At 36.9% G+C, this 11,648-nt stretch carries 9 protein-coding genes; 5 read left to right on the top strand and 4 right to left on the bottom strand.

The genetic code is table 11. The annotated features are described in order from the left end of the window. The first annotated feature begins 6 nt into the window (after window positions 1–6). The 5 genes from C1N55_RS03770 (at window position 7) to C1N55_RS03750 (ending at window position 5,549) form a co-directional block, all read left to right on the top strand. Window positions 7–957 carry a fumarylacetoacetate hydrolase family protein gene (locus tag C1N55_RS03770; protein ID WP_137727571.1) on the top strand — a complete coding sequence of 317 codons (951 nt, stop codon included), beginning with the start codon at window positions 7–9 and terminating at the stop codon, window positions 955–957. Between the two features lie 82 nt (window positions 958–1,039). After that, window positions 1,040–2,164 carry a cupin domain-containing protein gene (locus C1N55_RS03765; RefSeq protein WP_137727570.1) on the top strand — a complete coding sequence of 375 codons (1,125 nt, stop codon included), beginning with the start codon at window positions 1,040–1,042 and terminating at the stop codon, window positions 2,162–2,164. A 437-nt stretch (window positions 2,165–2,601) separates the two neighbouring features. Next, the gene (locus C1N55_RS03760; protein ID WP_137727569.1) at window positions 2,602–3,651 is read left to right on the top strand and encodes a TRAP transporter substrate-binding protein; all 1,050 of its coding nucleotides are present in this window, start codon (window positions 2,602–2,604) and stop codon (window positions 3,649–3,651) included. Between the two features lie 129 nt (window positions 3,652–3,780). Beyond that, the gene (locus C1N55_RS03755) at window positions 3,781–4,281 is read left to right on the top strand and encodes a TRAP transporter small permease (protein ID WP_168193800.1); all 501 of its coding nucleotides are present in this window, start codon (window positions 3,781–3,783) and stop codon (window positions 4,279–4,281) included. Further along, on the top strand, window positions 4,278–5,549 hold the full coding sequence (locus C1N55_RS03750; RefSeq protein ID WP_137727567.1) for a TRAP transporter large permease: 1,272 nt from the start codon (window positions 4,278–4,280) through the stop codon (window positions 5,547–5,549). Before C1N55_RS03755 ends, C1N55_RS03750 begins: the two co-directional genes overlap by 4 nt. A gap of 112 nt (window positions 5,550–5,661) precedes the next feature. Here the strand turns inward: C1N55_RS03750 and C1N55_RS03745 are convergent, their stop codons facing one another. The 4 genes from C1N55_RS03745 to C1N55_RS03730 all read right to left on the bottom strand — a co-directional run bounded on the left by C1N55_RS03745 (window position 5,662) and on the right by C1N55_RS03730 (window position 11,635). Next, on the bottom strand, window positions 5,662–6,222 hold the full coding sequence (locus C1N55_RS03745; RefSeq protein WP_137727566.1) for a hypothetical protein: 561 nt from the start codon (window positions 6,220–6,222) through the stop codon (window positions 5,662–5,664). A 167-nt stretch (window positions 6,223–6,389) separates the two neighbouring features. Next, window positions 6,390–8,024, bottom strand: a complete 1,635-nt coding sequence (locus tag C1N55_RS03740; protein ID WP_240758374.1) for a Na/Pi cotransporter family protein — start codon at window positions 8,022–8,024, stop codon at window positions 6,390–6,392. Window positions 8,025–8,360: 336 nt separating this feature from the next. Further along, complete coding sequence (locus tag C1N55_RS03735) at window positions 8,361–10,553, bottom strand: DNA topoisomerase III (RefSeq protein ID WP_137727565.1); 2,193 nt, start codon at window positions 10,551–10,553, stop codon at window positions 8,361–8,363. A gap of 200 nt (window positions 10,554–10,753) precedes the next feature. Beyond that, on the bottom strand, window positions 10,754–11,635 hold the full coding sequence (locus tag C1N55_RS03730) for an anti-sigma-V factor RsiV (protein ID WP_137727564.1): 882 nt from the start codon (window positions 11,633–11,635) through the stop codon (window positions 10,754–10,756). Window positions 11,636–11,648: the final 13 nt, after the last annotated feature.

Below are 11,648 nucleotides of genomic sequence, written 5' to 3'. Positions count from 1 at the left end.
ATTATTATGAAACTTATCAACTTCACATCAGCAGGACATACAAGAGCAGGTGCAATTGTTGGAGATAAAGTAATCGACTTAAATTATGCTTACCAAGCACAGCTAAAAACAGAAGGTAAATATCGCTATGAAGAAATTGCTCACGCATTCGTCCCTGCAACGGCAGACGAATTATACCAAGGGGGAAAAGAATCTCTTCAGTTAGCTCAAAATGCAATCGATTTCATTCTAGCAAATCCGGATAGCTTTGATAAAAAAAGCGTTTATACAATAGACGAAGTGAAGGTTGAAGCGCCCGTTCAAAACCCGGGAAAAATTATTTGTGTCGGTCATAACTACCGTGAGCACATATTAGAAATGGGTCGTGAACTTCCTTCGAATCCTGTCATTTTTGCAAAATTTGCGAACACAATTATCGGACCAGAGGATGATATCCCATTCTATCCAATCTCAGATCAACTAGACTATGAAGCTGAATTTACATTTGTTATTGGAAAACAAGCACGCAACGTTTCTGAGGAAGAGGCACTTGATTATGTTGCAGGATACACGATTACGAACGACGTAACATACCGTGATATTCAACGTCGCACGCTTCAGTGGTTGCAAGGTAAAACAATTGATGGAACTGCACCGATGGGACCTTACTTAGTGACTTCCGATGAATTGCAGGATCCATCAGGATTAGATGTTGTATTGAAAGTAAATGGTGAAGTTCGTCAAAAAACAAATACTTCAAATCTAGTTTTTGATGTTAAGAAACTAGTTTCCTTCCTATCAAATCTAATGACTTTAGAGCCAGGTGATGTTGTACTAACAGGTACTCCTGGTGGTGTTGGGTTTGCAATGAAACCCCAACAATTCTTAAAGGATGGCGACGTTGTGTCGATTGAAATCGATAAAGTTGGCGTGCTTGAAAATAGAGTAAGAGCTACTGAAGTGGTAGCTACGGTTTAAAGCTTAGGGGATGGAGGGCACGAGTAGTGGATTCACTACTCCCCTCTTACTATAAAATATTAATTGTAAAGGGGAATGCAATATGGCAGAAGTAAGTCAAGAAGTTAAAGAATTTATGAAAAGTTCAATTGTAACCGATTACACGAAAGACATTCAACAATATAACTTAGGACCTCTTTGGGAAGCCATTCCCGAAATTATGAACCATACACCAAAACCCCATGCAGAAGCCTACCTTTGGAGCGATGAGTTGATTAAAAAGAAAATGGGAGAAGCTGCACAAATCTTCACGCCTGAACGTGGTGGCGAACGACGTGCCATTTACTTCCAAAATCCTGGTTTAACTTATCGTAAGCCTTGGGGATGGGCATCTACAACACAAACAATCTACGCAGCTGTTCAAATGCTGCAGCCTGGAGAGAAAGCACCATCCCATCGCCATTCTCAAAGTGCCCTTCGTTTCATTTCTGAAGGAACAGGAGCTTACACAATTGTTCAAGGTGAACGCATTTTCATGGAGGAAGGTGATTTCTTAATCACGCCAAAAAACTTATGGCATGGTCATGAACATGTAGGAACAGAACCTATGCTTTGGATGGATGCTTTAGATATTCCAACGATCTATTCAATTGGTGGTACATTCTTTGAGCCATATGCTGACGGTTTACAACAACCAAATATCCCGGATAATTTCAGTGAAAAACGGTACCGCGGTGGTATGGTCCGTCCTGTTGGGGATGATAAATACATTGTTGCCCCACTTGCAAACTATAAGTGGGATCGTACAGTGGAAGGAATAAAAGGCTTAATGGAGTTTGATCCAGATCCACATCACGGATTTGCAGTAGAATATATCAATCCATCTACAGGAAAATCTGCTAACCCTACTTTAGGTACTAGAATGCAGCATTTACCAAAGAATTTCCATACAAAAGCACTGCGCCATACACACTCTACTGTTTACCACATTCATAAAGGATCTGGTTACTCAGTAATTAACGGTGTCCGTTTTGATTGGAAAAAAGGCGATTACTTCGTAGTGCCAAACTGGGCTTGGTATGAACATGTTGCTTCCGAGGACTCTTACCTATTCTCAGTAAACGATATTCCAATCATGGATCGTTTTGAATTAGAACAAGAACAAGCTTATGAATCAAATAATGGTTACCAAACGATTACTGGAGAATTTAAAGCTGCGTTCCGGTAATAATAACAATATTATTATTCTATAAATCTAGGGTAGAATTTGGGAGCATCTCCAAATTCCACCCTTCTTATTTTGAAAAGGTCATTACTGATATATGGAAATAACCAGAGTAAAAACGTTTCATAAATACATTGGTTATTATTAATATTCTATTTATTAAAAACTATTTGACAATTTTGCGTCTATTTTTATATTATAAGTGTATAGATTTCACTATTACGATAATTTCGATTATCTGAAAATGAAAACGCTTTTTTCCACAATAATTTTAACACTATCTCAAAAGAGTTAATTCGGGGGTTTAACACTTTTTTCATGGTATTTAGGTAACTAAGTATGCTTGCTAAACTATTATTCTATAACACGCTGTAATAGATATAGTTATCTTGCTACGAACAGCCTTAATATATAAAGGGATTATTTGAGGGGGAAATTCTATGAAAGTTAAAAAGTATTGGTTATTGTTAACGCTATCAATTCTAGCCGTTGTGCTTAGTGCATGTGTTGAAAGTACTGATTCAACAACAGCTGCTGGTGGTTCAAGTGATAGTTCAAGTGATAGTTCAAGTGAAGGAAATACACGTACATTTAAAGTTGCTCACGTTGTACAAGAGTCTCACGTTTGGAATGCTACAGCGAAAAAGTTTGGGGAAGAATTATCGAATCTTTCAGACGGAAGACTAAATGTTGAAATCTACCCTGCTTCTCAACTTGGGGCGGAAGCAGATATGGTTCAGCAAATTGAAACAGGCGCTATTGATTTTGGATTTATGACAAATGCCTATATGAGTACACGTGAAGATTCATTAAATGGATGGTTTATGCCATATCTATTCAGCAACCTAGAAGAAGCAGTTGCTATGCGTGATTCGGAAGAAGCGAAACAAATGCTGGAATCATTAAGCTCTCAAGGTTTGCTTGGACTTGACTTTGCATTTGCAGGTAACCGCCATGTTCTGATGAAGGATGGCTTTGCTGAAACACCTGCTGATTTAAAAGGGAAAAAAATTCGAATCATTGGTAGCCCAGCAATGCAATCTTATTGGGAAAAAGTTGGAGCTGGCCCTACAGCAATGCCTTTAACAGAAGTATATACTTCTCTACAAACTGGTGTTATCGATGGAATTGATATTGACTTGGATGCATTAGTTACAGAAAAATACTATGAAAACGCAAAATATTTAACACTTACAAATCAAATGACATTCCCTACAGTAATTGTCATGAGTCAAAAAATTTACGATGAATTATCACCTGAAGATCAAGAAATTGTAAAACAAGCGATGAAAACTGCTGTTGATTGGGGTGTGGAAGAAGCAGTCAAACGTGAAGCTTCTAACCTAGAGACATTAAAAACTGCAGGTGTGGAAGTCCTAGAACAGATTGACACTGCAGAATTCCAAGAAGTTACTGATCAAGTACGCGAAGAGTTTTCGAATAAATCAGACATTATCAAATCATTTATCGAAGCTGCTGATAGTAAATAAAATTTTTCTTAGCTTAAGTATAAATAAAAACGGGACTTTCTCTTATCTTATTAAGATAGAAAAGTCCCCTTTACTTATTATTAGTAACGCACTTAATTTTACATACTCTACAAGTTAGAAGGTGATCTTTTGAAGATAGTAAAAAAAATAAATAATATCGTTTTTAGTATAGAAAAATTATTAGCCATTCTATTGGCAATCGGATTACTTGTTTCACTGGCAGCAGGAGTATTTTTCCGGTATGTATTGAAATCTCCCCTATTTTGGTCAGATGAGTTAGCCATTTTCTGTTTAATTTGGATCACCTTTATTGGAGGAAGTTTATCTCTTAAGGAAAAAGCTTCTCCATCTATTACGATTTTGACAGACTTAGTTCCTATTAAATATAAAAAATATGTACAAGCCTTAAGCCATATTATTCTTTTAGTATTCGTCGCCTACATTTTATATCTCGCGATTGTCTGGATTAGTATGCCAAGCATACTGGTGCAAACGTCAACAGCGATGAATATCCCTAAAATCTATTTCTATTTTAGTATTCCGGTTAGTTTTGTTTTCTCCGTGTTTCACGTACTTGCAAATATAATTATAGATTTTAGTGATAGTGAACAGGAGGAATCCTTACAATGACAATTGCGTTGATTTGTTTTGCTGTACTCTTATTGTTAGGTGTTCCGATCGCCTATGTTTTGGGAATGACTACAGTTATTTATATTTTTGCAACCGACAACATGGGGCTACTATTAACTGTACCTCAAAGATTATATTCAGGGATGGAGAACTACGGATTGTTAGCAATTCCACTCTTTATGTTGGCAGGTGAGCTAATGAATTCTGGTGGGATTACGAAACGACTTGTAAACGTGGCGAAACAATTTTTCGGTCATTACCTAGGTGGGCTGGCTTACGTAAACGTCATCGCCAATATGATGCTAGCAGCCATTATCGGTTCCGCAACTGCACAAATCGCGATGATGAGTCGTACAATGGTTCCAGAGATGGAGAAATCAGGTTATTCAAAGGAATTTAGTACTGCTATCACAGCTGCAGCGGGTCTTTTAGGTCCAATTATTCCGCCAAGTATGATGTTCATCATTTATGGAGTTAGCTCTGGAGCTTCTATTGGTGAAATGTTTGTGGCAGGAGTTATTCCTGGAATTTTATTAGGTTTTTCATTTATGGTTATCATTGCGATTATCGGCATGAAACAACAATGGCCCAAGCAAGAACGCACTTCAATGAAAGAGAAATTAGATTCTTTTATTAAAGTAATCCCTGCCCTCTTGGTACCAGTAATTATTATTGTCGGGATTTTAAGTGGGGTGTTTACTGCAACTGAATCTGCTGCAATTGCCAGTGTTGTTGCACTAGTTGTCGGGTTATTTGTGTATCGAGAATTAAAATTATCTGAACTGCCTAGCATTTTTGCTTCAATGGTCATCACAACTTCCGTTATAACAGTTCTGATTGCAATGGCCAATATCTTTGGATGGATGCTATCCTTTGAACAGGTGCCTCAACAAATTGCTGCTTGGATGGTTAGTTTGTCTGATAGCCCAATCGTATTCTTATTATTAGTTAATATTTTCTTGCTATTTGTCGGGATGTTCATGGATGGAATTGCCGCTTTAGTTATTTTGGTTCCTATCTTTATGCCTTTGTTGCCAGCATACAATGTAGATCCTATTCACTTTGGGATTATTATCTGTATTAACTTAACAATTGGGATTTTGACTCCTCCTGTAGGCTCAGGATTGTTCATTGCTTCATCGATTACAAAAGTTTCGATTGGTTCATTAGTTAAATCACTATGGCCATTCCTAATTGTTTCCATCATTGTATTGCTGCTGTTAACTTATATTCCGGCTCTTTCTTTATGGATACCAAGTCTTAAATAACCTAAAATCCCAAAGGTTCTAAACTTTTGGGATTTTTTTCATTTAAAATAAATCTAAGCAACTTGCTTGAACATAAAAAAGTCGCCTCAAACATTCATGAGACAACTCTATCTTAAGCTATAAGTGAAAATTTCGGTTGCTCTAGCTGGAAACTGTTTTTTGCTATCAGCATTTGATAGGTATAGCTTGAAATCGCTTTAGTATACGTTTTCTCAAAGAGCAAACTTTCAAAACTACTAGTAAGGGAATTTGTTGGCATTGCCGTTTTAGTTACCCACTCGGGTGAATTGAAATCTTCAAACTGTATAGAAGAAATTCGGTTCACATGTTCCTCTTCATCACTAGCCAGTTCAATTTCTGATTGCCGTATTGTTTCAGAGGGCTGTGTTAGTATATCTGTCTCTTCCTGAGATTTAATATCAACATTCATTTCATTTAGTGCGCTAGCGTTACTCTTCTCGTTCTCTTCACTTAATATACCATTGTCCTTTTTAAACAGTTCTTGTTCTGTTTTTCCTGATAATAAATCTTCAAGCACTTTGAGCATAGGATTCTTTTTAGCTTGTGTATAAATCGCATTCTTTTTATAGGCGTCATTTGCTTCTTTCCGTTGCAATATACGTTTGCGTTCCTCAAAATTACCATTATTTAGAAGAATATCTGATACTCTCATCAAAACTCACCCTATTCATAGGAAAATAATCATATTATATAACTTATTTTAATTTAATATGTAATTTTCTACAAATAGTTTGATTACTTTTTCATAAAATAAAATCCGTAAAATCTTTACGACAAATAAAAAAACGTGCAAAGATTTTCTCTTTGCACATTTTCAAATTACATCAACGGATGATTTTCTTCTAAGATTGATTCTGCAATATTTACTGCATGATCACCTACACGCTCTAAATTACTAATAATGTCTGCATAGATGATACCTGCTTGTCCTGAACATTCCCCTTTATTTAAACGAAGAATATGACGCTTACGTAAAACTCTTTCTAATTCATCAATACGGTCTTCTTTACTCAACACTTCTCTAGCAAAGTCTTTGCTTTGTTTATCTAATGAAAGGACTGATAAGCTTACCGCATCTAAAACTAATTCATACATTTCTTTGAGTTCCGCGGTTGCTTCCTCACTAAATTTCACTCGATTGGAATCCTTTGCTTGAATTAACTCAACTAGATTTTCGAAGTGATCTCCTACTCGTTCAATATCACGTATATTTTGGAATAGGGAATGATGTAATTTAGAATCGTTTTCTGATAAGGATTCCTTCGATAATTCAACTAAGTAATCCGTTGTCACTCGGTCTAGATTATTAATTGCTTCCTCTAGCTGAACCGTCATATTGGCATGCTTATTATCACCGGTAAATAGATAGTCCATCGACTCTTGAAGTCCTTTTACAGAAAACTCGCCCATTCGAACCACTTCTTCTTTTGCTTGTCCAAGTGCAATCGATGGTGATTGTCCAATTAAAGTTTTATCTAAATATTTCGCTCCGTATTCAACTGTAGCATCTTCACCAGGAACTATTTTCGTTACCAGAAGGGCTAATAAGCCAACAAACGGTAATTGAATCAGTGTATTAATAATATTGAATGTGCCGTGTGCAAAAGCAATTTGCATTTTCTCTTCAAGTCCAAGAACACCAGAAATCCATTCGACATAGTTTACAAATACTGGCAAGAAAATCATGAAGATGATTGTACCTATAACATTGAAAATTACGTGTGCTGCCGCTGCACGACGAGCTGCTACAGAAGCCGCCAATGCCGCCAATACCGCTGTAATGGTTGTACCAATATTATCCCCAAATAGAACTGGTAGTGCTCCACCAAGTGGAATTAAACCTTCTGAATAAAGTCCTTGTAAAATCCCTACAGTTGCAGATGAAGATTGAACAATCAAGGTAAAGACTGTCCCTGCAACTACTCCTAAGATTGGATGATCACTGAAGCTAACCGTTAAATCAATAAATGCTTCCCAATCACGTAAAGGTTTCATTCCATCGCCCATCATTTCGAGACCGATGAAAAGACCTGCAAATCCAAATAGAATTTGTCCAATATTTTGGATTCGATCTTTTTTAAAGAAGAATAGTAGTACTGCACCTAAAGCCATAATTGGATAAGAGTAAGCTCCAACATCAAACCCAATAATAAATGCCGTTACAGTTGTACCAATATTGGCCCCCATAATGACACCAATCGCCTGACGTAATGTCATGAATCCAGCACTTACAAGACCAACCGTAATAACTGTTGTTCCCGAGCTCGATTGAATCAGTATTGTAACAATAATCCCGACTAATACACCCATTATCGGGTTTGTCGTAAATCTATCTAAAATTTCGCGGAGTCTGTCTCCAGCTGCTCTTTGAAGACCATCCCCCATGTACTTAATTGCAAATAAGAATAAACCTAGACCTCCAAGAAATTGGAAAATCATCGTCTGCCAATCCATCTATTTGTTTCACCCTTTCGATGTCGTCGACACTATTATTCATAATTCAACACAGGAAGTAAATGTTATTACAAAATTGAAATATAAAATTTACAATCTCTTTACAATTGGTCAACAAAACTTTCACAATTTTTATACTTGCAAAAAAATGGTGTATTATAATTAAACATTTTCTCCCTTTTACTTCCCTAATCTATTATCTCCAAACTCCAGTAATTCACTCAATAAATTAATGGTAGATGCGCTTACTTACATAAAAAAACAGTATCTTAAATTTTTTTCAAATCCAAGATACTGTTTTTATTTATGCTAATCAATTAATGCTAGATCGGAGAGCTAATCATCAAACTTCAAGCCTTTTAATAAATCCGCAAAGGCATTATTAATTGGTTCTGCTTCTTTTTCTTGTTGCTTCATATATTTTTGTACACTTCGCTTATCTACTTTTCCTCCACCCTCTTTTTTGCGGCGGGCTTCGAAAGCAGATAGTTTTTCACGGTAACCACATTTACAAACGAAGATTTGACCTTCGCCTTCTCCACGCAATTCAAGTTTTTTCTTACATTGAGGACAACGAGCATTCGTCACACGAGAGACATTTTTACGGTGACCACAATCACGGTCTTGGCAAACAAGCATTTTTCCTTTTTTACCGTTTACCTCAAGCATCGGTTTTCCGCAATCCGGGCATGTCTTTGTTGAGATATTATCGTGTTTGTATTTCTTATCGCTCCCTTTAATTTCTGAAACGATTTCTTTAGTATGCTCTTTCATTTCATTGATAAACACATCTTTTTTCAATTTACCCTTTGCAATCAGTTCAAGCTTTTGTTCCCACTCTGCAGTTGTAGCCGGTGAGCGCAATTCTTCGGGAACTAAATCGAGTAATTGACGCCCCTTAGAAGTAATGTAAATATCTTTGCCACCACGTTTTTCAATTAAAAATGTGTTAAACAACTTCTCAATAATATCAGCACGTGTTGCAACTGTTCCCAGTCCACCTGTAGATTTTAATGTATCGGCAAGCTTTTTATCGCCAGTTTCCAAATACTTCGTTGGATTTTCCATTGCAGATAATAATGTTGCCTCTGTAAATCGAGCGGGTGGTTTAGTTTGGCCAGAAGTCTGAGCTATTAGCTTCGTCTTTAGTACGTCCCCTTTTTCAATACGTGGAAGAAGCTGCTCCTTTACATCATCCGTTGCGTCATCATCATCAAAGCGATTTTCATAAACTTCCTTCCACCCCGCTTGAAGTACTGTCTTCCCTTTTGCAATGAACTTTTCTCCGGCGATTTCAGCTTGTACAGTTAATTGCTCGTATTCATGTACAGGGAAAAGAACTGCAAGGAATCGTTTAACGACTAGATCATAAATTTTACGTTCTTTGTCGGAGAAAGCAGAATAGTTTACATAGCCTTCAGTTGGAATAATCGCATGGTGGTCACTTACCTTACTATCATCAACAAATGCTTTTGTCGGCTTAATTGGTTTGTTCAATACCTTGTTGGCCAACGAACGGTATTCCCCAATTCCGCAGGCTTTTAAACGCTCTGGCAATGTGTTCACGATATCAGAAGATAAAAACCTAGAATCCGTACGAGGATATGTTAAAACTTTATGCTGTTCATATAATTTTTGCATTAGGTTTAACGTTTCCTTAGCAGAATAACCAAAGAATTTATTGGCATCACGTTGTAATTCCGTTAAATCATAGAGAGCAGGAGAATAAGATTTCTTTGCCTTCCGATCAATTAAAACAACTTTAGCCTCCTGACGACCAAGTGATTTTACAATGCCATCAACCTTTTCTTTGTTGAAGCTTCGGCTATTGCCATTTGCATCCTGCCACGTTAGTTTAACGGAATCTGTTTGAGCTTCAATCCCGTAATAAGTTTGCGGTTTAAAGTTTTTAATTTCATCTTCGCGTGCTGCAATCATAGCCAAAGTAGGTGTTTGAACACGCCCGCAGTTCAGCTGGGCATTAAAACGTGTTGTCAAAGCACGAGTAGCATTTAAACCGATATACCAGTCTGCTTCTGAACGAGCTACAGCAGCATGATAGAGATTTTCATATTGCTTACCCGGCTTTAAATTTTGGAAGCCATCTTTTATCGCTTTATCGGTTACAGAAGAAATCCATAAACGTTTGACCGGCTTTTTTACTTTTGCCTTATCAATAACCCAGCGTGCAACTAATTCACCTTCCCGACCTGCATCTGTTGCTATGATGATTTCATTGACATCACTTCTGTTAAGCTGTGATTTAACTGCATTAAATTGCTTGCCTGATTGTTTTATAACCGTCAGTTTTAGCCGTTCTGGCAGCATCGGTAAGTCTTCTAAATTCCAATTTTTATATTTAACATCATAACTTTCTGGGTCAGCGAGTGTCACCAAGTGCCCTAGAGCCCAAGTTACGATATATTGTGCTCCTTCTAGATAGCCATTTCCTTTTTTATCACATTTCAATACACGTGCAATATCACGTGCTACTGATGGTTTTTCGGCGAGTACCAAGCTTTTTGCCATTTCTTAAAACATCCTTTCATTCAAATCCCTTTGTTTACTATATCATAAGCTTTCGGGTTCATCATTTATTGGGATGAATGATGTATACATGATAGGCGATTTAGCGTTTTGGAACTGAAGACCAATTACATAAAAATGAGGCTCCTTCTCTCAAATTATAAAAACCCGAAATCACAAAGGATTTCGGGCCACGATTCTTCCTACTTAATATATTCATTACTCACAAGCATACTTTGTATAACTTCGGTTGGAATTATGAACTCCACTGTTCCCATGTAACCTGGAGAAACTTCATATTCATTAAACGCGATTACTAATTTATGATTAGCATTCACATAGAAATTCTGGTTTTCGGAAATCATTTTAAAGCCATCAGATACAGGCGCGTCTAGAGAATCAATAAAATACATTTTTGAAGAATCGTTCTTCATTTGTTGTTCCATTTGCTGCTTAATATTTTCGCTAACAACTTTTATGTAGCTACTGTCGTTAAATAGGCTTGGCAGAGTCACTAATATTTTATTTTGTTTATCGATTGTATCGTATTGAATAGTTGTCATTGAAGAAGCCGCTGTTTCCTCTACATAACGACCAACTGATAGCAATTGCTCTGTTTCAATTTTTATGTTATATCCACTAGTTACGCTCAGATGACCATCCTTACCAAATGCCTGTTGTTGTTCCATTTCACTTATAAAATTATCGTAAAGCTGTTGGCCTTCTTCTAAATATTTAGCATTAAGCATTTGTTCTAGTGATTTATTATCTAGTTGGTCAATTACTGGAACTTCGATATCCGCTTGATAGTTACCTTTATCGACTTTGTATTCTTTTACCGTTAGTACATTCACCACACTACCAATTACCGGGACACTCTCTAATGATTTTGCCAGCGCTGGACTCAAGTTAACGCTTGTTGTGAAAATGACTGCAGCCGCTGCTGCCCCTGCAACCCATTTAGTTTTTGTTCTTCTCGGTTTTCCCTGTTTTTGTAAAGCACTCTCTACTACCTGGCTTAGTTCTGCCGGAATGGGTATGTCCTTATATTCCTCTATTAATTTATCCATTTTGTTATGATTCATTTTGCTTTGCCCC

Origin of the sequence: Lysinibacillus sp. SGAir0095, assembly GCF_005491425.1 — a bacterium.
Taxonomy (GTDB): domain Bacteria; phylum Bacillota; class Bacilli; order Bacillales_A; family Planococcaceae; genus Ureibacillus.
This window is presented reverse-complemented; position numbering and strand designations above follow the sequence as displayed.

What these genes read in the sequence shown, in the direction of transcription:
- C1N55_RS03770 (WP_137727571.1), top strand. Translation starts at nt 7, where the DNA reads ATGAAACTTATCAACTTCACATCAGCAGGACATACAAGAGCAGGTGCA.
- C1N55_RS03765 (WP_137727570.1), top strand. Translation starts at nt 1,040, where the DNA reads ATGGCAGAAGTAAGTCAAGAAGTTAAAGAATTTATGAAAAGTTCAATT.
- C1N55_RS03760 (WP_137727569.1), top strand. Translation starts at nt 2,602, where the DNA reads ATGAAAGTTAAAAAGTATTGGTTATTGTTAACGCTATCAATTCTAGCC.
- C1N55_RS03750 (WP_137727567.1), top strand. Translation starts at nt 4,278, where the DNA reads ATGACAATTGCGTTGATTTGTTTTGCTGTACTCTTATTGTTAGGTGTT.
- C1N55_RS03745 (WP_137727566.1), bottom strand. Translation starts at nt 6,222, where the DNA reads ATGAGAGTATCAGATATTCTTCTAAATAATGGTAATTTTGAGGAACGC.
- C1N55_RS03740 (WP_240758374.1), bottom strand. Translation starts at nt 8,024, where the DNA reads ATGGATTGGCAGACGATGATTTTCCAATTTCTTGGAGGTCTAGGTTTA.
- C1N55_RS03735 (WP_137727565.1), bottom strand. Translation starts at nt 10,553, where the DNA reads ATGGCAAAAAGCTTGGTACTCGCCGAAAAACCATCAGTAGCACGTGAT.
- C1N55_RS03730 (WP_137727564.1), bottom strand. Translation starts at nt 11,635, where the DNA reads ATGAATCATAACAAAATGGATAAATTAATAGAGGAATATAAGGACATA.